The following is a 25,664-nucleotide window of genomic DNA, read 5'->3' as shown; positions in this document are numbered from 1 at the left end:
CGGCGATGGTTGTGCGGACCGGCCGGGCTCAGCGGCCGAGCCGCCCCCTGACCATGCCGACCATGCCGTTGATCTCCTCGATCCGCATTTTCCTCGCCGCGACGAAGAACACTCCCAGCAGCAGGGCACCGCCACAGATCAGCGCGACGAGCGAGCCGAAGGCGCCTTCCCCGAGCACCTGCAGGAGGCCGAAGCCCGCGGCTCCGCCGACCACGGTGGCGGGAAGCGCGGCGAGGCACAGCCTGGCGTAGGTGCGGACCACGTGCGCGCCGTCCAGGTCGCCGCCCAGGCGGTTGCGCAGCCGGCGCCAGGCGATCCCGACGCCGACGGTGTAGGCCAGGCCGTACGACGCGGCCATGCCGACCACGGCCCACTGGGCGGGCAGCACGACGTAGCAGAGGGCGGAGGCCGCCGCGTTGACCAGGGCGACGATGACCGTGTTGTAGAACGGCGTCCGGGTGTCCTCGTACGCGTAGAAACCGCGCAGCACGACGTACTGCACGGAGTAGGGGATCAGGCCGAGGCCGAAGGCCATCAGGATGAAGCCCATGGAGCGGGCGGCCTCGGGGCCGCTGGAGGAGTAGAGCAGGGTGCACATCGGCACGCCCAGGGCGAGGAACGCGAAGGCGACCGGGACGATGGCCACGGCGGAGTTGCGGAGCCCCTGCGAGATGTCGTCGCGCACGGCGCCGGGGTCGTTGTCGTGGGCGGCCCGGGAGATCCGGGGCAGCAGGGCGGCCATGACCGAGACGGTGATGATCGCCTGCGGCATGCCCCAGATCAGCTGGGCGTTGGAGTAGGCGAGGAAACCCGCGCCGTTCTTCCCGGACGCCTTGCCGGCCGAGGTCGCGAGCTGGGTGACGACGAGCACACCGGCCTGGTTGGCGAAGACGAACAGCACCGTCCACTTCGCGAGCTTTATCGTCTTGCCCAGCCCGTGGCCCTTCCAGTCGAACCGCGGACGGAAGCGGAAGCCGGCCTCGCGCAGATACGGGATCATGGCCAGCGCCTGCACGACCAGGCCGAGCAGGGTGCCGATGCCCAGCAGGCGCACGCCCTCCGGCGGAATCGTGTCCACGCCCATGTGGGACTCGTGGGACGTGCCGTAGACCCAGATGAACATCCCGAACGTGAAGATCATGACGATGTTGTTCAGGACCGGAGTCCACATCATCGCGCCGAACTTCCCGCGGGCGTTGAGGATCTGCCCCATCACGACGTGCACACCCATGAAGAAGATGGTGGGCAGGCAGTAGCGGGCGAACGTCACGGCGACGTTGTTGGCCGCAGGGTCGTCCGCGATCGTCGAGGACATCAGCCGGATCAGCCAGGGGGCCGCGAAGACCACCACGGCGACGATGAGGCCGAGGGCGACCATCACGAGGGTCAGGAGCCGGTTGGCGTACGCCTCGCCGCCGTCCTCGTCGTCCTTCATCGAGCGGACGAGCTGGGGGACGAAGACCGAGTTGAGGCCGCCGCCCACGGTGAGGATGTAGATCATCGTGGGCAGCGTGTACGCGATGGTGAAGCTGTCGCCGAGCAGGGCAGCGCCGAGCGCCGCGGTGATCACGAGGCTGCGGACGAAGCCGGTGAGGCGCGAGACGAGCGTGCCGGCCGCCATGACCGCGCTGGACTTCAGCAGGCTGGAGGCGCGGCCGCCGGACTTGGCCGGCGCAGGGGCGGGCTCGGGCTGGGCCGGGGCCGGAGAGGCGCCCGGATTCGCGGGGCCCTCCTGATCGCGGAAGAGGTGGGCGAAGGCGTCGGGCTCGTCGCGGTCCGCGGAAGCCTGCGTGACGAGGTCGTCCACGCCCACGAACTGGGTCGTCGCGGCGTTGTCTCCGTACGGGAGGTGGCGCGAGGGTCCGGCGGGCTCGGGCGGCGGTGTCTGGGCCCAGATGCGGGGGTCGGGGGCGTACTGGGGCGACGGCGGCTGCTGATAGAGAGGCTGCGGCTGCTGGTAGGTGCCAGGAGGCGGCGGCGGATGCGCGGCGCGGTCGTACAGCGCCTCGTCCACCGGGTCCTGGGCCGAGAGGTCCTGCGCCCGGTACGGGTCGTAGTCGTACGCGGACTGCAGATACGGGTCCGGCGCCGGTTGCTGCTGCGGGTCAGGGGGCACCGGAGGGCCGCCGGAGTACCCGGCCCCGCCCGTACCCTGACCGCGGTCACCGTCGTACGGCGCGTTCATCGAAACCCCACCTCATCGTCCCCGGCCGACCGGCCACGACAGACATCGCTCAACGGTCCACTTTCTCACCCGTGCCCGACGGCTCCGCGCTTTCGGGACCGGTGTCCGGCGTCGGGTCACTCGGCTGCTCGGGTTCACTGCCGTCGTCGCCCGCCGCGCCGCCCGCGTTGGCGCGCTTGCGATGTGCATACATCCTGATGCCGGCCAGCACCAGCAGCAGGAGCCCGCCGGCGATGACCAGAAGCACCGTCGGGGTGATCTCGGAGACCTTCACGGTGAAGGCCATCTCCTCACCGTACGGAGTCCCGTCCTCCGTGTAGAGCTGCGCGGTCATCTGGACCTGGCCGTTGATGTTGGCCGCCGCGTCGAACTTCACGGACTGGCTGTGCCCGGCGCCGATCTGGATGGGCTGCTCCGCGATGCTGCCGCCGTCGTTGAGCTTGAGCCGTGTCGCGTTGTCCGACTTCAGCCGCAGCACCAGGTGATCGACGTCCTGCAGCAGTCTGTTCTGCACGGTCACCGGGATCGTGGCGCTGCGGCCGGACAGCGTGATGTCCGACTTCGGGACGAGCTGGACCTCGCCGACGAGCCCCTGCAGATAGGTGCGGACCGAGTCCCGGTACTGCTGGGCCTTCAGCGGCTTCCCCCGCCACGAGGTCGACATGGACCGGTTGACGGCGTTGCCGAAGGGGGTCACCACCCGCTCGGGGTGGGTCAGGATGACCTGGAAGTTGTTGAGCGAGGACTGGATGGACTTGATGTCCTGGAACGCCTGGGTGGGCAGCTCCTGGCGGCGCAGCTTCTTGGGGTACCGGGACGCCGGAGGCACATCGGTGGTCGCCTCGGAGTCGGGCTTGGTCGCCGCCGCCTGGGCCAGCCCCTCGGACTTCGTCCAGCGGTCGTCGTCCAGTGCGTGGAGGGCGCGTGCCATCGACTGCGCCTGGGCGACCGTGGGCGTGCGCTGGGGTGCGACGACGACGGAACGGTCCTTGTCCGTGTCCTGCTCGGCCAGGGCGAGGGTGAGGGCGAGGAACTTCTGCACGGCGAGCGTGGAACTCCCGGCGTTGCCCATGTCGCCCTGGAAGGCCGTGGAGAGCCTCGCGTCGGAGACGACCGCCGTGGTGCCGCCGCCGATCGGGCGGGCGGCGGAAGGCGTGTAGACCAGGTTCCCGGTCTCGTCGAGGCTGTCGCTGCGGGCGATCACATGGTGGGCGCCGGCCGAGGTGGCGACGTCCACGATCGACGGGTCCACCGCACCGTCGACGGGCCACGCGAAGTCGGTGGACGGCTTCAGGTGGAGGATCGTCTCCACCGTCATCCCGGCGACCTCACTGGCGGTCTGCAGATGGCTGAGGGTGCCGGAGACGTTCTTGCCCCGGTGGGCGATCGAGGCCAGGTCCGGGTCGCCGAACGGCAGGGCCACGACCTTGCCCTCGGACACCGCCGCTTCCAGGGAGGTCAGCCACTTCTTGGCCACGTCCTGGTTCGTCCCGGCGACCGTGGTGTCGCCGGACTTGACCCGGTAGGGCTTGGTCATCGCGTCGACGCTGGCCAGCAGGTCCGGATCGATGACCCAGGTCACAGGCAGCCGGCTGCCCAGGGAGACCATCTGTTCGAGTCGGCCGCCCGGCGCGATCTCCGCGGCCAGGTCGTCATCGGCGAATACCGGGGTCTGCTGCTCGTCCGAGCCAGTCTCGGCCGTGAGGTGCGCGGACGCGATCAGCGGCCAGAGGTAGCTGAGGCCGATCTTGGAGTCGCGGTCGCCGTCCTGCCAGGGCAGGAAGGTCCGCTTGATGCCGAGCACCTGGTCGTACACGGTGTGCGAGGTGCGCCCCGACAGCGAGACGCCCAGCTGGTAGACCCCGTCGTCCCCGAGATTCAGCTTGCTGACCGGTACGGACAGCGTGAAGTCCTGGCTGATTCCCGAGCGCAGCTTGTCGATCTCGACCGTGTACTTGCCGCCGATCGGATAGGGGTCGGTACCGGGCAGGTATCCCGTGCGCCGAGCGGCCGCGTCGATGGCGGTCCGGCTGAAGAGACGGGGGCCGACCCGGAGGTCGACCTGGGCGTCAGTGACCGTCTCCTTGCCCTTGTTGGTCAGCGTTCCGGAGATCCGCAGCGTGTCCCCCTTCTCCGGGGCGCTGGGGGTGATGTCGTCCAGGGACACCGACACCGTGCTGGACCCCGTCGGAGCCTTGGCCGGGGCGTCGGCCCGCGCCGACGGGGCGGCGGCGCCCGCCAGCAGGGCGGCGACGAGCGGCGCCCCGGCGAGCACGGCGGCTGTGCGCCGCAGCCACCGGCGGGCAGGAGAGGGATTCATCCCCTGGATGTCTGCCGCCTCGGCCACGCGTACCCGTCCCTCGTCATCGTCAACTGCTGTGGATCGTCGTCCGTTGCTGCGTCCCCGCATGGTAACGAGGTGCGTCGGGGCTAAGTGCCGGGGAGTGCGCTGCATGATCGGGAGAGTCTCGCAGGGCCCGGGAAATGGGTGACGCCCGGACCGGTCCGTGCACGTACCCTTTTCTGTTGTGCCGAATGCCAACGCAGACAACCCCAGCGCCCTGACCCAGGTGCAGCACCGCGCAGTCAGCGAACTGCTGCGGGTCGCCCCGGTCGCCGACGATCTCGCCCGCCGATTCCAGGATGCCGGATTCAGTCTCGCACTGGTCGGCGGCTCGGTCCGTGACGCACTTCTCGGCAGGCTCGGGAACGACCTGGACTTCACGACCGACGCCCGCCCCGAGGACGTGCTGAAGATCGTCAGGCCGTGGGCCGACTCCGTGTGGGAGGTCGGGATCGCCTTCGGCACGGTGGGGGCGCAGAAGCACGGCTACCAGATCGAGGTCACGACGTACCGGTCGGAGGCGTACGACAGGACCTCGCGCAAGCCGGAGGTGTCCTACGGCGACTCCATCGAGGACGACCTCGTGCGGCGCGATTTCACGGTCAACGCCATGGCCGTCGCGCTGCCGGAGAAGGTCTTCATCGACCCCCACGACGGCCGGAAGGACCTGGCCGAGCGGGTCCTGCGTACTCCCGGGACGCCTGAGGCGTCGTTCTCCGACGACCCGCTGCGCATGCTGCGGGCGGCACGGTTCGCCGCACAGCTCGACTTCGAGGTGGCCCCCGAGGTCGTCGACGCCATGACGGAGATGGCGGGCCGGATCGAGATCGTCTCCGCCGAGCGGGTGCGTGAGGAGCTGAACAAGCTCCTGCTCTCCTCTCATCCCCGGAAGGGCCTGTCGCTCCTCGTGGAGACGGGCCTGGCCCAGCAGGTCCTGCCCGAACTGCCGGCGCTTCGGCTGGAGAGCGACGAGCACCACCGGCACAAGGACGTGTACGAGCACTCCCTGACCGTCCTGGAGCAGGCGATCGCCCTGGAGGAGGACGGGCCGGACCTCGTTCTGCGTATCGCCGCTCTTCTCCATGACATCGGCAAGCCGAGGACGCGGCGCTTCGAGAAGGACGGGCGGGTCTCCTTCCACCACCACGAGGTGGTGGGCGCCAAGATGACCAAGAAGCGCATGACGGCGCTCAAGTACTCCAACGAGATGGTCAAGGACGTCTCGAAGCTGGTGGAGCTGCACCTGCGCTTCCATGGCTACGGCGACGGCGAGTGGACCGACTCCGCGGTGCGCCGCTACGTACGGGATGCCGGTCCGCTTCTGGAGCGGCTGCACAAGCTGACCCGGTCCGACTGCACCACGCGTAACAAGCGCAAGGCCGCTGCCCTCTCGCGCACCTACGACGGGCTTGAGGAGCGCATCGCCCAGCTGAAGAGCCAGGAGGAGCTGGACGCGATCCGGCCGGACCTGGACGGCAACGAGATCATGCAGGTCCTGGGTGTGGGCCCGGGCCCGGTCATCGGCAAGGCGTACGCGTTCCTGCTGGAACTGCGCCTGGAGAACGGTCCGCTGGAGCACGACACGGCGGTCGCGGAACTGAAGAAGTGGTGGGAGGCGCAGAGCTGACGCTCTCGCTTCGTTCCATGCGTCGGCGCTCATGTTTCACGTGAAACATGAGCGCCGACGCATACGCCGAGGGCGTTGTTTCACGTGAAACAACGCCCTCGGTCGGTCTTCTGGGTACTGCGGAGGTTCAGCCGGTCGGCTTGAGCGGCGTCAGGCAGAGCACCACGCTGTTCCGGCTCTTACGGCGACCCGAGCTCTCGGTGTAGGCGGAGTACTTCTCCGGGTCGCAGAGGTCGGTGTCGGTGGTGTTGTCGTGCACCTCGGCGACCTTGTACTCGGCGGCGGACGAGCTGCAGTCGACGGAGTTCATGTCCGGGTTGTAGTTGGTGCCCTTGTTCTCGAAGCAGTCCCCGACCGCAGCGGCCTTGGCGTCGGACTCGAACATGTCACCCAGGCCGAACTTCAGCCCGGCGAGCACGACGAGGCCCACGACGATGATGATGATGTTGCGGGTGGCGAGGAACGCCTTCTTGCCGCCCGAGGGCTGTGAAGGCCCCTGCGGAGGGGTGCCCCACCCCTGGGGCTGCTGTGGCTGCTGAGGGGCTCCCCAGCCCTGCGGCTGCTGCGGCTGCTGCGGGCCGCCCCACCCCTGCTGGGGCTGTTGCGGCGGGTAGCCGTATCCGCCCTGCTGCGGCGGGTAGGGCTGAGGCTGCTGGCCGTAGGGGCCGTTGCCCTGCTGTGGCGGGTAAGTCATCTGGATTCCCCCGTGATTCGTGCGTCGTGTTTGACGCGGGCACGCTATAGGACATCACCGCCCCGACTCCAATGCGCGAGGCACAGGGCAGAACTTGCGTAGAGCAGCGCCACACCGATCACCAGCACCACGGACCGCCCGTCAGGCGGAAGTATCAGCGCGGCGACCGCCGCCGCGGCGACGAAGGCTACGTTGAACAGCACGTCGTAGAACGAGAAGGCCCTGCCCCGGTAGGCGTCGTCCACGGAGGTCTGCACCACGGTGTCCGTGGCGATCTTCGCCCCCTGTGTGACGAGGCCGAGGACGAACGCGGCGACGAGCATTGGCGCCGGAGCGAACCACAGCCCCAGGGCCGGTTCGAGGACCGCGGCGGTGCCCGCGCACACCACCATCCAACGGAGCCGCCCAAGCCGCCCCGCGGCCCAGGGAGTCAGTACGGCCGCCGCGAAGAACCCGGCGCCGGAAACGACCACCGCCAGGCCGAGGAGCGCCAGACCATCGTCCTCGTTCTCCGTCCAGGCGTACCGGCAGAGCATCAGGACCATGACGGTCAGCGCCCCGTAGCAGAACCGGATCACCGTCATCGCGGCCAGCGCCCGGGACGCGCCCCGGTGCTTCAGCAAGTGCCGCAGTCCGTCGAGGAGTCCTCCGGCCGCTGCCGTCAGCGCTGCCCGTAGCGACATGCGGCCGGGCTCGCGGTCGGGTCCGAGGAGCTTCGCAGCCAGGCTCAGCGCCGCCAGCGCCGAGGCGAGGTAGAGCGCCGCCCCGAGCAGCACCACGGCGGAGTCCGAGGCCGCCAGCAGCCGTACTACGAAGGCGAGTCCGCCGCCCGCGGTGGCGGCAAGGGTGCCCGCGGTCGGCGACAGCGAGTTGGCGAGCACCAGATGCTTCCGCTTGACCACGCGTGGCAGAACGGCGGAGAGACCGGCGAGGACGAAGCGGTTGACCGCGGTGACGCACAGCGCGGAGGCGTAGAACAGCCATGCCGGAGCCCCGAGGATGATCAGGAGGGCGGTGCAGCAGGCGAGCCCGGAGCGCAGCAGGTTGCCGTAGACGAAGACCTGACGCCGGGGCCAGCGGTCCAGCAGCACGCCCGCGAAGGGTCCGACGAGTGAATAGGGGAGCAGCAGCACGGCCATGGCCGAGGCGATCGCCCCGGCGGACGCCTGCTTCTCCGGCGAGAAGACCACGTACGTGGCCAGCGCCACCTGATAGACGCCGTCGGCCGACTGGGACAGGACCCGCACGGCCAGCAGACGGCGGAAGTCCGGGAGGCGGAGAAGTATGCGCAGGTCGCGCGCGACGGGCATGGGAGCAAGGGTCACACACGACGAGGGCCCCCGGGCGGATTGCCCAGGGGCCCTCAACGGCGCGGCAGCCGAGAAGCGTTGCCGCTCCTCATCTGCGCGGCTGACTCACGGGAGTCAGTTGGAGACCTCACCGCGGATGAACTTCTCGACGTTCTCGCGGGCCTCGTCGTCGAAGTACTGGACCGGCGGGGACTTCATGAAGTACGAGGAGGCCGAGAGGATCGGGCCACCGATACCGCGGTCCTTGGCGATCTTCGCCGCGCGGACGGCGTCGATGATGACACCGGCGGAGTTCGGGGAGTCCCAGACCTCGAGCTTGTACTCCAGGTTCAGCGGGACGTCACCGAAGGCACGGCCCTCGAGGCGCACGTACGCCCACTTGCGGTCGTCCAGCCAGGCCACGTAGTCCGACGGGCCGATGTGGACGTTGTCCGCGCCGAGCTCGCGGTCACGGATCTGCGAGGTGACGGCCTGCGTCTTGGAGATCTTCTTGGACTCCAGGCGCTCACGCTCGAGCATGTTCTTGAAGTCCATGTTGCCGCCGACGTTCAGCTGCATCGTGCGGTCCAGGATGACGCCCCGATCCTCGAAGAGCTTCGCCATCACGCGGTGCGTGATGGTGGCGCCGACCTGCGACTTGATGTCGTCGCCGACGATCGGGACACCGGCCTCGGTGAACTTGTCCGCCCACTCCTTGGTGCCGGCGATGAAGACCGGAAGAGCGTTGACGAACGCGACCTTGGCGTCGATGGCGCACTGGGCGTAGAACTTCGCGGCCACCTCGGAACCCACCGGGAGGTAGCAGACCAGGACGTCGACCTTGCGGTCCTTGAGGATCTGGACGACGTCGACCGGGGCCTCGGCCGACTCCTCGATGGTCTGGCGGTAGTACTTGCCCAGGCCGTCGTGGGTGTGGCCGCGCTGGACGGTGACACCGGCGTTCGGCACGTCGCAGAGCTTGATGGTGTTGTTCTCGCTCGCACCGATGGCGTCCGAGAGGTCGAGGCCGACCTTCTTCGCGTCGACGTCGAAGGCGGCGACGAACTCGACGTCCCGCACGTGGTAGTCGCCGAACTGGACGTGCATCAGACCGGGCACCTTGCCGGCCGGATCGGCGTCCTTGTAGTACTCGACGCCCTGGACCAGCGAGGCGGCGCAGTTGCCCACGCCGACGATGGCTACGCGAACCGAACCCATTCCGGTTGCTCCCTGTGTGTAATGGATGTTTCTGATGAGCCCGCCGCGGATCTGCGGTGAACTCACTTGGCGGTGTCGCCGGACGGATCCGGCGGGTTGTCTCCCCGCCGGGGCAGGCCGTCAGGCTCTCCTGAGGTCTTCTGCTGAGCTGAGCCCTCGGGCGAGGATCGTCGCTGATCCCGTCCCGACCGCTCGCTCTCGATGAGCTCGTTCAGCCAGCGCACTTCGCGCTCCACGGACTCCATGCCGTGTCGCTGCAGCTCAAGTGTGTAGTCGTCGAGGCGCTCACGGGTGCGGGCCAGAGAGGCGCTCATCTTCTCCAAGCGCTCCTCCAGCCGGCTGCGACGGCCTTCCAGCACCCGCATGCGCACGTCGTGCTCCGTCTGCCCGAAGAAGGCGAAGCGAGCCGCGAAGTGCTCGTCCTCCCAGGAATCGGGGCCGGTGTGCGAGAGCAGCTCCTCGAAGTGCTCCTTACCTTCAGCCGTCAATCGGTAGACGATCTTGGCTCGGCGCCCCGCCAGGGACGAGGCGGGAGCGACGGGCCGGCCGGAGCCGGGTGCCGCCTCCGCCGGAGCGGTCCCCGGTTCCTCGATCAACCAGCCGCTGGCGACCAGCGTCTTGAGGCAGGGGTAGAGCGTCCCGTAACTGAAGGCACGGAAGATGCCCAACGAGGTGTTGAGGCGTTTGCGCAGCTCATAGCCGTGCATCGGGGATTCGCGGAGCAGTCCGAGGACGGCGAACTCGAGGATGCCGGAACGTCTGCTCAACCTCGCCCCTCCTTCTCCGAGTGCTCTCACGGTCCCTTGTACCGAATCGATGTACCGAGCTGATGTATCGACTCGATACATCAGCACGATAGATCGGACCGGCGGCGCCGACAAGGGGAGCCTCAGTGAGCGGCGTCACATCGCCAATTCGTAGGAACCGACTTGCGTTATTTGGGGTGAAGTTCGGTCCCAGGAGGGTTTTGACCGTGCGTAGTCTGTGCGGCATGCAGACCACCGGGAACCGCGAGACGCGCGCATGCGTGAGTGCTCGCGGGCCATCCGGACGCATAGCGGGCGAGCCCGTCGCCGGGCCGGCCCGTCATTCGGGGGACCGGATCTCACCTGCCGCTTCCAGGCGTTCTCGCCTGCCCGAGGAGTAGTCGTTCGATGAGCGAGCACCGTCGCAAGACGTCGCAACCGCAAGGCGGCGGACGTGCCGCGGCCCGACGCGCCGCCCAGCAGTCCTCAGGACGCCGCGCAGCACCGTCACGCGGAGTAACTTCAGCCTCACCTTCCGGCTCGCACGGCGAGGAGGCCCCGTACGCAGGTCGTGCGGCCGCCAGACGGGCGGCCCAGCGAGGCGGCGGAGGCCGTGGAGGTTCCGACGGCGGCGGCGGTGGACGGCGTCGCGGTGGCGGGGACGGCGGGCACGAGGGTGGCGGGCGCGGAGGCAGGCGTCCGGGCAAGAAGCGCTTCATCGACTACCCGCGCGCCGGCCGTCAGGGTCTGCGCCGCTGGGTTCCGTCCTGGAAGCTGGTGTCCAGCCTGTGCATCGGCTTCCTCGGCCTGCTGATGGGCCTTGCCGGCCTCGCGTACGCGATGGTCGCCAAGCCGGAGGTCAAGGACGCCGCGAAGGCGGAGAACAACGTCTACTACTGGGCGGACGGCAGCCAGATGGTGGCCACCGGCGGTGAGGTCAACCGCCAGGTCATCGACTACGCGCAGATCCCCGAGGCGATGCGCAACGCCGTCATCTCGGCCGAGAACAAGTCCTTCGACACCGACCACGGCATCGACCCCATGGGTATCGCCCGGGCCGTCTTCAACATGGCCAAGGGCGGCCAGACCCAGGGCGGTTCGACCATCACCCAGCAGTACGTCAAGAACTCGCGGCTGTCACAGGAGCAGACTCTCAGCCGCAAGTTCGAGGAACTCTTCATCACGCTCAAGGTCGGCAGCGAGATGAAGAAGAAGGACGTCATGGCCGGGTACCTGAACGTCTCGTACTACGGGCGCGGCGCCTCCGGCATCCAGGCCGCGGCCCGTACGTACTACGGCGTGGACGCCAAGGACCTGAACGCGAGCCAGTGCGCCTTCCTGGCCAGCCTCCTCAAGGGCGCCAGCTATTACGACCCGGCCGGTGCGCCGGAGGTCGACCCGGTGCAGGCGACTCCGGCGAAGAACCTCGCGCGGGCGACGAAGCGCTGGAAGTGGATCCTCGACGAGGAGGTGAAGGACGGCCGCATGTCGCAGGAGGAGCGGGCCAAGTACACGAAGTTCCCGACGCCCGACAAGCCGAAGCGGGCCGCGCAGCTGGGCGGCCAGATCGGTTACCTCGTCAACACCGCCAATGCCGAGATCTACGAGCACACCAAGATCAACAAGGACATGCTCGACCAGGGCGGCTACGAGATCCACACGACCTTCGACCAGACGAAGGTCAATCAGCTGAGCAAGGCTGTCAAGCGCGTCTACGACGAGAACATCGACCCGAAGAAGCGCCCGGAAGACACCCATGTGCAGTTCGGCGGTTCGTCGGTCGACCCCAAGACCGGCGCGATCCAGGCGATCTACGGTGGTGTGGACGCGACCAAGCACTACCAGAGCAACGCCGACCCCACCGGCGCCGCCGTCGGCTCGACCTTCAAGCCCTTCGTGCTGGCAGCCGCCATGGAGTACGGCAAGCGGGACCCGTCCGGCGACGCGGAGCAGGACGAGTCGCAGCGTACGAAGGTCTCACCGCTCAGCATCTACAACGGCGCCAACAAGCTGAAGATCAAGAAGTACAACGGCGACGTCTGGACCGACAAGGCCGGCAAGGAGTGGCTGCAGACCAACGACGACCACGAGTCGTACGGCAACATCACCTTGCGTGAGGCCATGCAGTGGTCCGCCAACTCCCCCTACGTGCAGCTGGGCATGGACGTCGGCACGGACAAGGTGAAGAAGGCGGCCATAGCGGCGGGCCTGAAGGACGACCGGTACATGGCGGATTCCAGCGTGCCGTCCTTCTCGATCGGTACGTCCTCGCCCAGCACGACGAGCATGGCCGGCGCCTACGCCACCTTCGCGGCCCGGGGCCAGCAGCGCGATCCGTACTCCGTCACCGAGGTGAAGAAGCGCGGCAAGCCGGAGTACCAGCACAAGGCGGTCACCAAGAGCGCCTTCGACAGCGTCATCGCCGACAACGTCACGGACGTGCTCAAGAACGTCGTGGCGAAGGGCACCGGTACGTCCGCCCAGCTTCCCGGCCGTGAGGTCGCGGGCAAGACGGGTACGACCGACGACAACCTGTCCGCGTGGTTCGTCGGCTACACGCCGCAGCTGTCGACTGCGATCAGCATGTACCGGCTGGACGACAACGAGAAGCACAAGAACCGTGCGTTCGAGAAGATGTACGGCACCGGTGGCAAGGACAAGATCCACGGTGCGTCGTTCCCCGCACAGGTCTGGCACGACTACATGGTCGAGGCGATGAAGAAGGTGAAGGCGGAGCCCTTCCCCAAGGCGGAACCGATCGGGGACAAGGTCTACGGCGGCGGCGCGTCCAAGAAGCCCTCGCCGACGCCCACGCCCACGCCGACCGAGACCGAGACGACGAAGCCGACCCCGACGCCCACGCCCACGCAGGACGTCCCGACCCCCGACCCGAGCGACACCTGCGGTACGTGGGACTGGAACTGCCAGAACAACAATGGCGGCGCCAACGCGGGCACCGTTCAGGGCAACGACGGCGGTACGGATACCGGTACGAGCCAGGGCAACGACGGCGGAACGGATACCGGCACCTCCACCGGCACGACGGGTGGGGACGACGGCTCGGACGGGGGCACCGGAACCAACAACGGCGCCACCGGGGGCAACACCAACGGCACCGGGAACAACAGCACCGGGACCACCAGCTGGTGGGGTGGTACGACCGGGTAGAGCCCGGTACAGCAGTTGATGAGGGCCGCGGCACCCCGGTGCAGCGGCCCTCGTCCTTTCCACAGCGCCGTACGGCAGGATGTGCGGCATGCCAAGCGCAGAGGACACGAGCGTGCACCAGGAACGGCCCGTCGTACGGCCCACGCACCGGGACGAGGTCGCGGCGGCCGGGAGCGAGCTGATCGGCGGGAGGTCGGGCCGCTGGTCGCGGCTCGGCAGCGCCGCGCTCACCCCGGTGGGGGCGATTGCCCTGGTGGCCATCGGGATGTTCGCGCTCGGCATGGTGCAGAAGCTGCCCTGCTACAACTGGGCCTGGTTCAGGGGAGCCGGCTCCCAGTACACGCACGCGTGCTACTCGGACATCCCGCACCTGTACTCGGGACGCGGCTTCGCCGACGGACTGGTGCCGTACTTCGACCGGCTGCCCGGGGACATGCAGTTCCTGGAGTACCCCGTCCTCACCGGGGTGTTCATGCAGGTCGCGGCCTGGCTGACCCCGGGCGGCGGTTCCATCCAGGGGCAGGAGCAGACGTACTGGCTGGTCAACGCCGGGATGCTGATGATCTGCACCGCAGTGATCGCCGTCTGCGTCGCGCGCACGCACCGGCTGCGCCCCTGGGACGGCCTGCTGATGGCGCTCGCGCCCGCCTTCGCGCTCACCGCCACGATCAACTGGGACCTGCTGGCCGTGGCTCTCACGGCCGGGGCGATGCTCATGTGGTCCCGGAGCCGCCCGCTGGCGTTCGGCATCCTGATCGGCCTGGCGACGGCCGCGAAGCTCTACCCCGTCCTGCTGCTGGGGCCCGCGTTCGTCCTGTGCTGGCGGGCGGGCAAGTGGCGGGAGTTCGGGGCGGCGGCGCTGGGAGCGGCGGGCTCCTGGCTGGTGGTCAACCTGCCGGTCATGGTCTTCGCGCCCGAGGGGTGGAAGAAGTTCTACACCTTCAGCGAGGAACGCGGCATCGACTTCGGATCGTTCTGGCTGGTCATCACGCAGCGCACCGGTGAGTCCATCGACGTCGGCACGGTCAACACCGTCTCGACGGTGGCCACCATCGCGCTGTGCGCCGCGATCGGCGTCCTGACCCTGACGGCACCGCGCCGGCCGCGCTTCGCGCAGCTCGCGTTCCTCGTCGTCGCGGTGTTCATCCTCGTCAACAAGGTCTACTCACCGCAGTACGTGCTGTGGCTGATCCCCCTCGCCGCGCTGGCCAGGCCCCGCTGGCGGGACTTCCTGATCTGGCAGACGTGCGAGGTCCTGTACTTCCTCGGGATCTGGTTGTACCTCGCCTACACGACGAGCGGCGACAAGCACCAGGGGCTGCCGACGGAGGGCTACCAGCTGGCGATCGTGCTGCATCTGCTGGGCACGCTGTACCTGTGCGCCGTCGTCGTACGGGACATCGTGATGCCGGAACGCGACGGGGTGCGGCGCGACGGCTCGGACGACCCGTCGGGCGGGGTGCTCGACGGGGCCGAGGACGTGTTCGTACTGTCCCACCTGGTCGATACCGGTGCGGCACGCCGGGAGGCGCTGCCCGCGGCGCCCGGGCCGCGGGTGGAGTGGGGTACGGCCGGCACGCCCGCCGCCGACTGAGCGGGGCGGGCGGCGCGCGGACTCAGCGTTCGACGATGCGGTCGTACTGCGTGGTCGTGTGGCGCAGGTGGGCCACCAGCTCGTCGCCCACCCGGGGCTCCTCGGCGTCCGAGGGCACGAACAGGATCGACACCTGCATGTGCGGCGGTTCGGCGAACCAGCGCTGCTTGCCCGCCCAGACGAACGGGGAAAGGTTGCGGTTCACGGTGGCCAGGCCGGCCCGGGCGACACCCTTGGCGCGCGGCATCACGCCGTGCAGCGCCTTCGGGGCCTCCAGGCCCACGCCGTGCGAGGTACCGCCGGCGACGACGACCAGCCAGCCGTCGGACGCGGCCTTCTGCTGCCGGTAGCCGAACCGGTCGCCCTTGACGACGCGGGTGACGTCGAGCACGGCGCCCCGGTACTCCGTCGCCTCGTGGTCCCCGAGCCAGAGCCGGGTGCCGATGCGGGCGCGGAACCGGGTCTGCGGGAACTGCTGCTGCAGCCGGGCGAGCTCGTCGGCGCGCAGGTGGCTGACGAACATCGTGTGCAGCGGAAGCCGGGCCGCCCGCAGGCGGTCCATCCACGCGATGACCTCCTCGACCGCGTCCGACCCGTCCGTACGGTCCAGCGGCAGGTGGAGGGCGAAGCCTTCCAGGCGTACGTCCTCGATGGCCGCGTGCAGCTGCCCGAGCTCCTCCTCCTTGACGCCGTGGCGCTTCATCGAGCTCATGCACTCGATGACGACCCGGGCGCCCACCAGGGCGTGCACCCCGTCCACGGAGGACACGGACCGTACGACGCGGTCGGGCAGCGGCACCGGTTCCTCACCGCGCCGGAACGGCGTGAGGACCAGCAGGTCACCGCTGAACCAGTCCTTGATGCGGGCGGCCTCGTAGGTGGTGCCGACCGCGAGGATGTCGGACCCGAAGCGGATCGCCTCGTCGGCCAGCCGCTCGTGACCGAAGCCGTACCCGTTGCCCTTGCAGACCGGAACGATGCCCGGGAACTGGTCGATAACGGATTTCTGGTGCGCCCGCCAGCGCGCGGTGTCGACGTACAGGGAGAGCGCCATGGCCGGTCCGGAACCCTTCTGGTGGCTGCGGTGGATCAGGGAGGAGAAGCGTGTTCAGGCCCCATTGAAACCAATGAAGACGGTTTCGTCAGCTGTGGGGCTCGGATCAGCGGCGTGACATGTAGATGTCGAGCGCCTTGTGGAGCAGCTTGTTGAGCGGGAAGTCCCACTCGCCGAGGTACTCCGCGGCCTGGCCGCCGGTGCCGACCTTGAACTGGATCAGACCGAAGAGGTGGTCGGTCTCGTCCAGCGAGTCGGAGATGCCGCGCAGGTCGTAGACCGTGGCGCCCATGGCGTACGCGTCGCGCAGCATCCGCCACTGCATCGCGTTCGAGGGGCGGACCTCGCGCTTGTGGTTGGCCGAGGCGCCGTACGAGTACCAGACGTGTCCGCCGACGATCAGCATGGTCGCCGCCGCGACGTTCTCGCCCTCGTGACGGGCGAAGTAGAGCCGCATCCGGTTGGGGTCCTCGCTGTTGAGGGCCGTCCACATGCGCTGGAAGTAGCCGAGCGGGCGCGGGCGGAAGCGGTCGCGCTCCGCCGTGATCTCGTACAGCCGCTGCCACTCGGAGAGCTCCGCGTAGCTGCCCTGGACGACCTCGACGCCGGCCTTCTCGGCCTTCTTGATGTTGCGCCGCCAGAGCTGGTTGAAGCCCTTGTGGACGTCCTCCAGCGAGCGGTTCGCCAGCGGCACCTGGAAGACGTAGCGGGGCTGTACGTCACCGAAGCCGGCGCCGCCGTCCTCGCCCTGCTGCCAGCCCATCTTCCGCAGCCGGTCGGCGACCTCGAAGGCGCGCGGCTCGATGTGCGTGGCCTCGACGTCCCGCAGGCGCTTCACGTCCGGGTCCTGGATGCCGCCCTTGATGGCCGCGGCGTCCCAGCGGCGGATGACCACCGGCGGGCCCATCTTCACCGAGAAGGCGCCCTGCTGCTTGAGGTGCGCCAGCATCGGCTCAAGCCAGTCGCTCAGGTTCGGGGCGTACCAGTTGATGACCGGGCCCTCGGGCAGGTACGCCAGGTAGCGCTTGATCTTGGGGAGCTGCCGGTAGAGCACCAGGCCGGCGCCGACGAGCTGACCGGTCTTGTCGAACCAGCCCAGGCTCTCGGAGCGCCACTCTGCCTTCACATCCGCCCATGCCGGGACCTGCATGTGGCTGGCCGCGGGCAGACTCTGGATGTAGGCCAGATGCTGCTCTCGGCTGATGGTCCTCAGGGTCAGGCTCATGCGGGGCGCTCCTCGGCAGGTGTGTCCCCATCGGTCAGGGGCTCCGGCTCTCGCGCCGAAGCCTACTGTGGCCGTGGAGCGAGCTGTCTGGCCCCGTGTGCCTGTACGCGTGCGGGGGCGGCCCCGTCCGGTGACGGAGCCGCCCGGGCCGGACCCGGGAGGTCAGCCGATCACGCCGCCGAAGAGTCCGCCGTGGGCCATCCCGAGGAAGAACCCGAGGGCGGACGCGCCCATGCCGATGATCAGCGGGAACCTCTCGCGCGTGGTGACGGAGATGTACTGGCCGTACGCCCCCGTGAGGATCCCGATGAGGCCCGCCCACGAGCTGAGCAGATGCAGGTTGTGGAACATCGCCGAGACGAAGGCGAGGGCGCCGAGGACGAGCGTGATCACCACGAGCGCGCCCTGCAGCGGATGGGGCCTGCCGTCCGTGGCGAAGAGCGAGACGGAGGGGCGGGTCCGCGTTACGTGTGCCATGGAGTACCTCCTGGCCGACATGCGGCGCGGTTGTGGCGCCGCTCACACCCGATGTGTACAGATTGCGTCCCCTGACCACCGGATTTCAACCGGAAGCCGGTCTGCGGGTACTCTGGACGGTCTGCACCGGTGTCTGCCCAGGCCCGCATGGACCGCCCCTCCTCATCGAGGGCGTTGTCAGTGGGGGCTGTTTTACTCGGGCACCGTTGCTCAACGCATCACGACCCTCCTGCCACGGAACGACCGTGGCCGCTGAGTCCAAAGGAGGTGGGTTCCACATGCGTCACTACGAGGTGATGGTCATCCTCGACCCCGATCTCGAGGAGCGCGCAGTCTCCCCGCTGATCGAGAACTTCCTCTCCGTCGTCCGTGAGGGCGAAGGAAAGGTTGAGAAGGTCGACACCTGGGGCCGTCGTCGTCTCGCTTACGAGATCAAGAAGAAGCCCGAGGGCATCTACTCGGTCATCGACCTGCAGGCCGAGCCTGCGGTCGTCAAGGAGCTCGACCGCCAGATGAACCTGAACGAGTCGGTCCTCCGGACCAAGGTCCTCCGTCCCGAGATCCACTGAGCTTCTAGCTCAGCGGTCATCGGGTTCGAGTAGCAGCAAGCAGCCAGAAGCAATCCCCGCCGAGAGGTTCATCCATGGCAGGCGAGACCGTCATCACGGTCGTCGGCAATCTCGTCGACGACCCCGAGCTGCGCTTCACCCCGTCCGGTGCGGCGGTCGCGAAGTTCCGTGTCGCGTCCACTCCCCGCATCTTCGACCGGCAGACCAATGAGTGGAAGGACGGCGAAGGCCTGTTCCTCACCTGCTCGGTCTGGCGGCAGGCGGCGGAGAACGTCGCCGAGTCGCTCACGCGAGGCATGCGCGTTGTCGTGCAGGGCCGGCTGAAGCAGCGGTCCTACGAGGACCGCGAGGGCGTCAAGCGCACGGTCTACGAGCTGGATGTCGAGGAAGTCGGCCCCAGCCTCAAGAACGCCACGGCCAAGGTCACCAAGACCACCGGTCGCGGTGGTCAGGGCGGCCAGGGTGGATACGGCGGCGGCCAGCAGGGCGGCGGTAACTGGGGCGGCGGTCCCGGTGGTGGCCAGCAGGGTGGTGGCGGTGCTCCCGCCGACGACCCGTGGGCCACGAGCGCGCCTGCCGGCGGCCAGGGCGGGGGCCAGCAGGGCGGCGGCGGAGGCGGCTGGGGCGGAAGCTCCGGCGGTTCCGGCGGCGGCTACTCGGACGAGCCCCCCTTCTAGGGAAGCTCGTACCCCCACTTCTTGATCACACAGGAGAAACACCATGGCGAAGCCGCCTGTGCGCAAGCCTAAGAAGAAGGTCTGCGCGTTCTGCAAGGACAAGACCCAGTACGTGGACTACAAGGACACGAACATGCTGCGGAAGTTCATTTCCGACCGCGGCAAGATCCGTGCCCGCCGCGTCACCGGCAACTGCACGCAGCACCAGCGTGACGTCGCCACGGCAGTCAAGAACAGCCGTGAGATGGCGCTGCTGCCCTACACGTCCACCGCGCGATAAGGGAAGGGTGACCGAATCATGAAGATCATCCTCACCCAGGAAGTCACCGGCCTCGGTGCCGCTGGCGACGTCGTCGACGTCAAGGACGGGTACGCCCGCAACTACCTGGTTCCGCGTGGCTTTGCCATCCGCTGGACCAAGGGCGGCGAGAAGGACGTGGCGCAGATCCGCCGCGCCCGCAAGATCCACGAGATCGCGACGATCGAGCAGGCCAACGAGGTCAAGGCCAAGCTCGAGGCCGTCAAGGTCCGTCTGGCCGTTCGCTCCGGCGACGCCGGCCGGCTCTTCGGCTCCGTCACCCCGGCCGACATCGCCTCGGCGATCAAGGCCGCCGGTGGTCCGGACGTCGACAAGCGTCGCGTCGAGCTCGGTTCGCCGATCAAGACGCTGGGCGGGCACCAGGTGTCCGTCCGTCTGCACCCCGAGGTCGCTGCGAAGCTCGGCGTCGAGGTTGTTGCTGCCTGATCGGGCCGCACCTCAGCAGAACAGTGAAGGGCCGCACCCTCCGGGGTGCGGCCCTTCGCCGTTTCACGTGAAACATGCCGAATCGGTCAGCGGGTCGCGCCGGTGACCAGCCACTTCCCGGAGCGGGTACGGAGCCAGAGCGTCGCCATCCGCACGATCATCATCAGTGCCATCGCGCACCACAACGCGCCGAGCCCGCCGCCCAGAGTGGGGACCAGGAGGGCCGCGGGGGCGAAGACGGCCAGTGTGACGAGCATGGCCCAGGCCAGGTACGGCCCGTCGCCGGCACCCATCAGCACGCCGTCCAGGATGAAGACGACGCCGGCGATCGGCTGGGTGGCCGCCACCACCAGCAGGGCGGGCAGCAGGGCATCCTGGACCGCCGTGTCGCTGGTGAACAGGGGGACGAACAGCGGCCGGGCCAGGACGATCAGCACGCCCAGGACCACACCGGACGCGATGCCCCACTCCACCATCCGACGGCACGCCTCGCGTGCGCCCTGCGCATCGTTCGCGCCCAGGTAGCGCCCGATGATGGCCTGCCCGGCGATGGCGATGGCGTCGAGGGCGAAGGCCATCAGGCTCCACAGGGAGAGGATGATCTGGTGGGCGGCTATATCGGTGTCGCCGAGCCGGGCGGCGACCGCCGTGGCGATGAGCAGGACGGCCCGCAGCGACAGCGTCCGGACCAGGAGGGGCGCACCCGCCTGGGCACAGGCCCTGATGCCCGCGGCGTCGGGGCGCAGGGACGCGCCGTGGCGCCGCGCTCCCCGCACGACGACGACCAGATACGCGGCCGCCATCGCGAGCTGGGCGATGACCGTGCCCCAGGCCGAGCCGGCGATGCCCAGGCCGGCGCCGTAGACGAGGCCGGCGTTGAGGGCCGCGTTGGCTGCGAAGCCTCCGACGGCGACGTAGAGCGGGGTGCGGGTGTCCTGGAGGCCCCGGAGTACCCCGGTCGCGGCCATCACCACCAGCATCGCGGGGATGCCGAGGCTGGAGATCCGGAGATAGGTGATGGCGTGGGGCGCCGCTGTGGAGGAGGCGCCGAACACCTCGGTGAGCCAGGGGGCGAGGGGAAGCGTCAGGGCGATGACGGCGACACCGAGCAGGAGGGCCAGCCAGATGCCGTCCATGCCCTGGCGGATCGCGGAGGCGAGATCTCCGGCGCCCACCCGGCGGGCGACCGCTGCCGTGGTGGCGTACGCGAGAAAGACGAAGATGCTCACGGCGGTGGTCAGAAGGGCGGCGGCGACCGCCAGTCCGGCCAGCTGGGGGGTGCCGAGATGGCCGACGATGGCACTGTCGACCATCACGAAAAGCGGCTCGGCCACGAGCGCGCCGAAGGCCGGGACGGCGAGCGCGATGATCTCGCGGTCGTGCCGTCGGCGGCGGGAAGACGGGGTTCCCGGTGGCTGGATCATGGCAGCCAATCTAATCTTCCACAGGTAAGAGATGCAATCGGCTATGGGTCCTTACATTTGCTTGCCTGTGGGCAACTCTTGCACCGGGCACGGGATGATCTCGCCCTGAGCGTCCAACTTTTTCTCCCCCACAGCCGGTGGATGGGAAAAGGCCAGGTCACAGCGGTATTTGCAGGTGGTCTATGAGTTTGTCCACAGTGCTGTCCCCCGGTCCGTGCACAGGTTCCGAGGGGTTCTCCACAGCATCTGCCCGCTCATCCACAGGGCCTGTGGATAACCAGATTGGCTGACGGTGCGGAGCCGCCTACCGTAGTCCGGCGCCCCCACCCTGTTTCGGCTCTGCGACACCGCAGAACTCGACACACCGGAACCGGAGTCGGGGGTCTTGTTTGTCGGTGCCGTGCCGTAAGAAAGAGGAGCACGGCTAGGTCCGCGGAGCGGACGGGAGGAGGTGGCCGGATGAGCATTCCCGAACCCTTGGACGACCCATGGGCGGACACCGGCCCCAGTGACCGGCTGCCCGTATCCCGCCAGCGCCGGGGTGAGGACCGCGACCGGGGCGACCGCCACGACCGCGGCCGTGAGTCCACCGACTGGGAAGGCGGTTCCGCCGGCTTCGAGCGGGTGCCGCCCCAGGACCTGGACGCGGAGCAGTCCGTGCTCGGCGGCATGCTGCTGTCCAAGGACGCCATCGCCGACGTCGTGGAGATCATCAAGGGCCACGACTTCTACCGCCCCGCGCACGAGACCGTCTATCAGGCGATCCTCGACCTCTACGCCAAGGGCGAGCCCGCCGACCCGATCACCGTGGCCGCCGAGCTGGTCAAGCGCGGCGAGATCACCAAGGTGGGCGGGGCGCCTTATCTGCACACCCTGGTCCAGTCGGTGCCGACGGCGGCCAACGCCTCGTACTACGCGGAGATCGTCCACGAACGCGCTGTCCTGCGGCGGCTCGTGGAAGCCGGTACGAAGATCACGCAGATGGGATACGCGGCCGACGGCGATGTCGATGACATCGTGAACTCGGCCCAGGCGGAGATCTACGCCGTCACCGAGCAGCGGACCAGCGAGGACTACCTGCCGCTCGGCGACATCATGGAAGGCGCCCTCGACGAGATCGAGGCGATCGGCTCCCGCAGCGGCGAAATGACGGGCGTGCCCACCGGGTTCACCGACCTCGACGCCCTGACCAACGGTCTGCACCCGGGCCAGATGGTCGTCATCGCAGCCCGTCCCGCCATGGGTAAGTCGACCCTCGCCCTGGACTTCGCCCGTGCCTGCTCGATCAAGAGCAACATGCCCAGCGTGATCTTCTCCCTGGAAATGGGGCGCAACGAGATCGCGATGCGTCTGCTGTCCGCCGAAGCACGCGTGGCCCTTCACCACATGCGTTCCGGCACGATGACCGACGAGGACTGGACGCGGCTGGCCCGGCGGATGCCGGACGTCTCCGCGGCCCCGCTCTACATCGACGACTCCCCCAACCTCTCCATGATGGAGATCCGGGCGAAGTGCCGTCGCCTCAAGCAGCGCAACGACCTCAAGCTGGTGGTCATCGACTATCTCCAGCTGATGCAGTCCGGCGGTTCGAAGCGTGCCGAGAGCCGTCAGCAGGAGGTTTCCGACATGTCGCGAAACCTCAAGCTCCTGGCCAAGGAGCTCCAGCTGCCGGTCATCGCGCTCTCCCAGCTGAACCGTGGCCCCGAGCAGCGCACGGACAAGAAGCCGATGGTCTCCGACCTCCGTGAGTCCGGCTCCATCGAGCAGGACGCCGACATGGTGATCCTGCTGCACCGCGAGGACGCGTACGAGAAGGAGTCGCCGCGCGCCGGCGAAGCGGACCTGATCGTGGCCAAGCACCGAAACGGCCCCACGGCGACGATCACCGTCGCCTTCCAGGGCCACTACTCCCGCTTCGTGGACATGGCGCAGACCTGACCGGCACCGGACCGGGAAATGGAGTCGCCTTCCGCCGGTGCGAGCGGTAGTTGTTGATGATGACTTCTCCAGCTGAACAGTTGCTTCCCGGTACCCGGCGGGCCTTGCTGCACCGCGTCGCCACGGCTCAGGCCGAAGGACGCACCCCTTCTCTCGTCGCCGCCGTGCAACGGCAGGGCCAGGTGGTCTGGGAGGGGGCGCGCAGCTGCGTCGACGGCCACGCCCCGGACTCCGACACGCAGTTCAGGATCGGGTCTCTCACCAAGACCTTCACCGCCGTCCTGGTGATGCGGCTGCGTGACGAGGGGCTGCTCGGCCTGGCGGATCCGCTGGAGAAGCACCTGCCCGGCACCGGTGCGGGGGACGTGACCATTCATCAGCTGCTCGGCCACAGCGCGGGGCTCGGAGCCGAGACGACCGCGCCCTGGTGGGAGCGGACCCCTGGCAGCCTGCGGCCCACGCTCGCGGATGTGCTCGATGAGCAGGTCGCGATGCACCCGCCGGGCAACCGGCATCACTACTCCAACCCGGGCTACACGCTGCTCGGTTCGCTGGTCGAGGCCGTGCGCGGGGCGTCCTGGGAGGAGGTACTGCGCCGCGAGGTGCTGGAACCCCTCGGTATGCACCGGACCAGTTCGCTTCCACAGGCCCCGCACGCCGGAGGCTGGGCGGTGCACCCCTGGGCGGACGCCCTGCTTCCCGAACCGGCCGAGGACCTGGGCCTGATGGCGCCCGCCGGACAGCTCTGGTCCACGACCGCGGACCTGCTCCGCTTCGCGGCCTTCCTCGCCGGGGGCGACGACCGGGTGCTCGCCGCGGCTTCCGTGGAGGAGATGAAGCAGCCGTCGGCCGCTCCCGCGCCCGGTGAGTGGGCCGATCATTACGGCCTGGGGCTGCAGCTGGTCCGGCGCAAGGACCGGACCTTCATCGGGCACACGGGCTCGCTTCCCGGATTCCTGGCCGCCCTCTGGGTCAGCACCGAGGACGACGTGACGGCCGTGGTGCTCGTCAACGCGACGTCCGGGGTCGCGATCGGCGAAGTGGCCGCCGACCTCGTGGACATCGTCGCCGAGGCCGAGCCCCGCATCCCTGAGCCGTGGCGCCCGCTGCCCGAGGTGGACGCGGAACTCCTTGCCCTGACCGGGCCGTGGTACTGGGCCACGCGCCCCAACATCCTGACGTTGACCGCCGATCGCGGGCTGGAGCTGCGGCAGGTGAACGGGCAGGGCCGCGGTGCCCGCTTCACCGCGCGCCCCGACGGCACCTGGGTCGGCCTGGACGGCTACTACGCGGGGGAGACGCTGCGGATCGTGCGGAACGCGGACGGCAGCGTGAGCCACCTCGATCTGGGGTCCTTCGTCTTCACGCGTGAGCCGTACGGCCCCGTCGCGGCGGTACCCGGTGGTGTGGACGAGGAGGGGTGGCGCGGGCTGGGGGACTGAGCGCAACCGGACGTCCCTAGAGACAGGTGCTGCCCGTTTCACGTGAAACGGGCAGCACAGCCGCTCAGGCGGTCAACTCCCTTTCCAGCGGGGTCCGGAAGCGCGGGGTGATCCGGGCTTCCTCCACCCAGTCCGCCAGCCGGGCCGCCTCGGTCTCGATCGCTGCCGTGGCCTCCCGGCCGGGGTCGGTCAGCAGCCGCCAGGTGAGCTCACCGTCGCCTCGCTGGGCCCAGCCGCCCACGATCCGGCCGTCCCACCACACCGTGGGGCCGATGTTGCCCGAGCGGTCGAAGAGGGCTGCCCGGTGCTCGGCCGGCAGATGGAAGCCGCGGTCCGCCCAGCCCATGCCGCTCGGGTCGAGCCCGGGCAGCAGGGCCGCCCAGCGGGCCTGGGCGGGCTCGGACTCCGTGTCTCCGGGGGCGACCCAGGCCGGAGCCCCGTTGTCGAGTCGTACCTCCACTGCTCCGACCGCCGCGAGAGCGGTACGGACCTCGCGGGTGCCCCAGCCGGTCCACCACTTCAGGTCGGCCTCCGTGCCCGGACCGTATGCCCGGAGCCAGCGCAGGGCCAGTTCCGCCTGGGCCGGAGCGGTGTCCTCCACCGGCCGGGGGCGGGCCAGGGCCCAGCGGAACTGGCTGGAGGTCCAGGAGCCCCGTGGCCGGTCCCTGCGGATCCTGCCCTCGGCGGCCAGTACCCGGATCACCCGGGTCGCTACGCCCTGGACCGTTTCCTGTTTCTTCCCGGGGAAGACGGTGATCTTTGTGCGAAGGGCGGCCACACCGGCGGCGAGTTCGCTGCCCGAGACCGGACCGCTGTCTTCCAGGAAGGCGAGGGCGCTCTTCTCGGTCTGGTCGAGCCAGCGTTCGTCCAGGCCGTTTCCGTCCTCGCGGAGATGCTTGAGCAGGTTGCGGCGCTCCTTGGCGGCCACAGCGCGCGCGTTCGCCGCCTCGACGTGCGGGGCCATCTCGTTCGACACGACGAAGAGGGTGTTGCGCATGGAGAGCATCCGCACCAGCGAGACGTCCTCGTAGAGACACCGTTCCACCGCGGCGGTGTCCGGCTCGGCGAGCCTGGCGCAGGCCGAGAGGAAGACGGTGGCCGCGTCGGTCGCGTGGAGTGCGACGAGGGCGTCGGCCACCGCGACGGGCGACGAGACCCGTTCCCCGGGGGTCAGCAGATGACGGCGGACGATCCGGATACGGCGCTGTTCGTCACTGATGCGTTGCACGGCGGCTCCTCGGGAACGCG

20 protein-coding genes are annotated in these 25,664 nt (G+C 69.0%); 9 read left to right on the top strand and 11 right to left on the bottom strand.

The window, feature by feature from the left end:
- Positions 1-28: 28 nt before the first annotated feature.
- A complete protein-coding gene (gene murJ, locus AMK18_RS20480) occupies positions 29-2,185 on the bottom strand; it encodes a murein biosynthesis integral membrane protein MurJ (protein ID WP_073863852.1) in 2,157 nt (718 codons plus the stop codon).
- A gap of 49 nt (positions 2,186-2,234) precedes the next feature.
- Positions 2,235-4,532, bottom strand: coding sequence for a DUF6049 family protein (locus tag AMK18_RS20475; protein ID WP_073863851.1), 2,298 nt, complete (start codon positions 4,530-4,532; stop codon positions 2,235-2,237).
- 181 nt (positions 4,533-4,713) lie between these two features.
- Here AMK18_RS20475 and AMK18_RS20470 point away from each other — a divergent pair, with 181 nt between their 5' ends.
- Positions 4,714-6,156: a CCA tRNA nucleotidyltransferase gene (locus AMK18_RS20470; RefSeq protein ID WP_073863850.1), complete on the top strand. Its 1,443-nt coding sequence runs from the start codon at positions 4,714-4,716 to the stop codon at positions 6,154-6,156.
- A 127-nt stretch (positions 6,157-6,283) separates the two neighbouring features.
- Here AMK18_RS20470 and AMK18_RS20465 read toward each other — a convergent pair whose 3' ends face one another.
- The 4 genes from AMK18_RS20465 to AMK18_RS20450 form a co-directional block, all read right to left on the bottom strand.
- Complete coding sequence (locus AMK18_RS20465; RefSeq protein ID WP_018101881.1) at positions 6,284-6,850, bottom strand: LppU/SCO3897 family protein; 567 nt, start codon at positions 6,848-6,850, stop codon at positions 6,284-6,286.
- Positions 6,851-6,894: 44 nt separating this feature from the next.
- Positions 6,895-8,160: an MFS transporter gene (locus tag AMK18_RS20460; protein ID WP_073863849.1), complete on the bottom strand. Its 1,266-nt coding sequence runs from the start codon at positions 8,158-8,160 to the stop codon at positions 6,895-6,897.
- Between the two features lie 114 nt (positions 8,161-8,274).
- Positions 8,275-9,357: an inositol-3-phosphate synthase gene (locus AMK18_RS20455; protein WP_018101879.1), complete on the bottom strand. Its 1,083-nt coding sequence runs from the start codon at positions 9,355-9,357 to the stop codon at positions 8,275-8,277.
- A 62-nt stretch (positions 9,358-9,419) separates the two neighbouring features.
- Positions 9,420-10,124, bottom strand: a complete 705-nt coding sequence (locus AMK18_RS20450) for a PadR family transcriptional regulator (protein WP_018101878.1) — start codon at positions 10,122-10,124, stop codon at positions 9,420-9,422.
- A gap of 387 nt (positions 10,125-10,511) precedes the next feature.
- On the opposite strand from AMK18_RS20450, the gene AMK18_RS20445 reads away from it, so the two are divergent.
- Together AMK18_RS20445 and AMK18_RS20440 are read left to right on the top strand one after the other, a co-directional pair.
- Entirely contained in the window at positions 10,512-13,271 is a 2,760-nt protein-coding gene (locus AMK18_RS20445) for a transglycosylase domain-containing protein (RefSeq protein ID WP_073863848.1), read from the top strand.
- 88 nt (positions 13,272-13,359) lie between these two features.
- Positions 13,360-14,865, top strand: coding sequence for a glycosyltransferase family 87 protein (locus AMK18_RS20440; protein WP_073863847.1), 1,506 nt, complete (start codon positions 13,360-13,362; stop codon positions 14,863-14,865).
- Positions 14,866-14,887: 22 nt separating this feature from the next.
- Here AMK18_RS20440 and AMK18_RS20435 read toward each other — a convergent pair whose 3' ends face one another.
- The 3 genes from AMK18_RS20435 to AMK18_RS20425 all read right to left on the bottom strand — a co-directional run bounded on the left by AMK18_RS20435 (position 14,888) and on the right by AMK18_RS20425 (position 17,621).
- Positions 14,888-15,919 carry an alanine racemase gene (locus AMK18_RS20435; protein WP_018101875.1) on the bottom strand — a complete coding sequence of 344 codons (1,032 nt, stop codon included), beginning with the start codon at positions 15,917-15,919 and terminating at the stop codon, positions 14,888-14,890.
- 106 nt (positions 15,920-16,025) lie between these two features.
- Positions 16,026-17,144 carry a lipid II:glycine glycyltransferase FemX gene (locus AMK18_RS20430; protein WP_018101874.1) on the bottom strand — a complete coding sequence of 373 codons (1,119 nt, stop codon included), beginning with the start codon at positions 17,142-17,144 and terminating at the stop codon, positions 16,026-16,028.
- 162 nt (positions 17,145-17,306) lie between these two features.
- Positions 17,307-17,621 carry a hypothetical protein gene (locus AMK18_RS20425; protein ID WP_073863846.1) on the bottom strand — a complete coding sequence of 105 codons (315 nt, stop codon included), beginning with the start codon at positions 17,619-17,621 and terminating at the stop codon, positions 17,307-17,309.
- A 278-nt stretch (positions 17,622-17,899) separates the two neighbouring features.
- Between AMK18_RS20425 and rpsF the strand changes: the two genes are divergently transcribed.
- From rpsF to rplI, 4 genes are all read left to right on the top strand, one after another.
- Positions 17,900-18,190: a 30S ribosomal protein S6 gene (gene rpsF, locus AMK18_RS20420; RefSeq protein ID WP_018101872.1), complete on the top strand. Its 291-nt coding sequence runs from the start codon at positions 17,900-17,902 to the stop codon at positions 18,188-18,190.
- Positions 18,191-18,264: 74 nt separating this feature from the next.
- Complete coding sequence (locus AMK18_RS20415) at positions 18,265-18,867, top strand: single-stranded DNA-binding protein (protein ID WP_018101871.1); 603 nt, start codon at positions 18,265-18,267, stop codon at positions 18,865-18,867.
- 43 nt (positions 18,868-18,910) lie between these two features.
- Complete coding sequence (rpsR, locus tag AMK18_RS20410; RefSeq protein WP_003967857.1) at positions 18,911-19,147, top strand: 30S ribosomal protein S18; 237 nt, start codon at positions 18,911-18,913, stop codon at positions 19,145-19,147.
- Positions 19,148-19,165: 18 nt separating this feature from the next.
- A complete protein-coding gene (gene rplI, locus AMK18_RS20405) occupies positions 19,166-19,612 on the top strand; it encodes a 50S ribosomal protein L9 (protein WP_018101870.1) in 447 nt (148 codons plus the stop codon).
- A gap of 86 nt (positions 19,613-19,698) precedes the next feature.
- Here the strand turns inward: rplI and AMK18_RS20400 are convergent, their stop codons facing one another.
- The gene (locus tag AMK18_RS20400) at positions 19,699-21,036 is read right to left on the bottom strand and encodes an MATE family efflux transporter (protein ID WP_018101869.1); all 1,338 of its coding nucleotides are present in this window, start codon (positions 21,034-21,036) and stop codon (positions 19,699-19,701) included.
- A gap of 459 nt (positions 21,037-21,495) precedes the next feature.
- Here AMK18_RS20400 and dnaB point away from each other — a divergent pair, with 459 nt between their 5' ends.
- Positions 21,496-22,974: a replicative DNA helicase gene (gene dnaB, locus AMK18_RS20395; protein ID WP_018101868.1), complete on the top strand. Its 1,479-nt coding sequence runs from the start codon at positions 21,496-21,498 to the stop codon at positions 22,972-22,974.
- A gap of 59 nt (positions 22,975-23,033) precedes the next feature.
- Complete coding sequence (locus tag AMK18_RS20390; protein ID WP_073864205.1) at positions 23,034-24,416, top strand: serine hydrolase domain-containing protein; 1,383 nt, start codon at positions 23,034-23,036, stop codon at positions 24,414-24,416.
- Positions 24,417-24,480: 64 nt separating this feature from the next.
- Here AMK18_RS20390 and AMK18_RS20385 read toward each other — a convergent pair whose 3' ends face one another.
- Positions 24,481-25,644, bottom strand: coding sequence for a winged helix DNA-binding domain-containing protein (locus tag AMK18_RS20385; RefSeq protein ID WP_073863845.1), 1,164 nt, complete (start codon positions 25,642-25,644; stop codon positions 24,481-24,483).
- Between the last annotated feature and the right edge of the window lie 20 nt (positions 25,645-25,664).

Origin of the sequence: Streptomyces sp. CB01249 (genome assembly GCF_001905735.1) — a bacterium.
GTDB lineage: Bacteria > Actinomycetota > Actinomycetes > Streptomycetales > Streptomycetaceae > Streptomyces.
The sequence above is the reverse complement of the archived record's forward strand: the minus strand, read 5'-3'. Positions and strand labels throughout refer to the sequence as shown.

Bases quoted from the DNA above. Each gene is read 5' to 3' on its own strand.
- AMK18_RS20455 (WP_018101879.1), bottom strand. From the start codon at position 9,357: ATGGGTTCGGTTCGCGTAGCCATCGTCGGCGTGGGCAACTGCGCCGCC.
- rpsR (WP_003967857.1), top strand. From the start codon at position 18,911: ATGGCGAAGCCGCCTGTGCGCAAGCCTAAGAAGAAGGTCTGCGCGTTC.
- rpsF (WP_018101872.1), top strand. From the start codon at position 17,900: ATGCGTCACTACGAGGTGATGGTCATCCTCGACCCCGATCTCGAGGAG.
- AMK18_RS20400 (WP_018101869.1), bottom strand. From the start codon at position 21,036: ATGATCCAGCCACCGGGAACCCCGTCTTCCCGCCGCCGACGGCACGAC.
- AMK18_RS20440 (WP_073863847.1), top strand. From the start codon at position 13,360: ATGCCAAGCGCAGAGGACACGAGCGTGCACCAGGAACGGCCCGTCGTA.
- rplI (WP_018101870.1), top strand. From the start codon at position 19,166: ATGAAGATCATCCTCACCCAGGAAGTCACCGGCCTCGGTGCCGCTGGC.
- dnaB (WP_018101868.1), top strand. From the start codon at position 21,496: ATGAGCATTCCCGAACCCTTGGACGACCCATGGGCGGACACCGGCCCC.
- AMK18_RS20435 (WP_018101875.1), bottom strand. From the start codon at position 15,919: ATGGCGCTCTCCCTGTACGTCGACACCGCGCGCTGGCGGGCGCACCAG.
- AMK18_RS20430 (WP_018101874.1), bottom strand. From the start codon at position 17,144: ATGAGCCTGACCCTGAGGACCATCAGCCGAGAGCAGCATCTGGCCTAC.
- AMK18_RS20445 (WP_073863848.1), top strand. From the start codon at position 10,512: ATGAGCGAGCACCGTCGCAAGACGTCGCAACCGCAAGGCGGCGGACGT.
- AMK18_RS20465 (WP_018101881.1), bottom strand. From the start codon at position 6,850: ATGACTTACCCGCCACAGCAGGGCAACGGCCCCTACGGCCAGCAGCCT.
- AMK18_RS20390 (WP_073864205.1), top strand. From the start codon at position 23,034: ATGACTTCTCCAGCTGAACAGTTGCTTCCCGGTACCCGGCGGGCCTTG.
- murJ (WP_073863852.1), bottom strand. From the start codon at position 2,185: ATGAACGCGCCGTACGACGGTGACCGCGGTCAGGGTACGGGCGGGGCC.
- AMK18_RS20415 (WP_018101871.1), top strand. From the start codon at position 18,265: ATGGCAGGCGAGACCGTCATCACGGTCGTCGGCAATCTCGTCGACGAC.
- AMK18_RS20460 (WP_073863849.1), bottom strand. From the start codon at position 8,160: ATGCCCGTCGCGCGCGACCTGCGCATACTTCTCCGCCTCCCGGACTTC.
- AMK18_RS20425 (WP_073863846.1), bottom strand. From the start codon at position 17,621: ATGGCACACGTAACGCGGACCCGCCCCTCCGTCTCGCTCTTCGCCACG.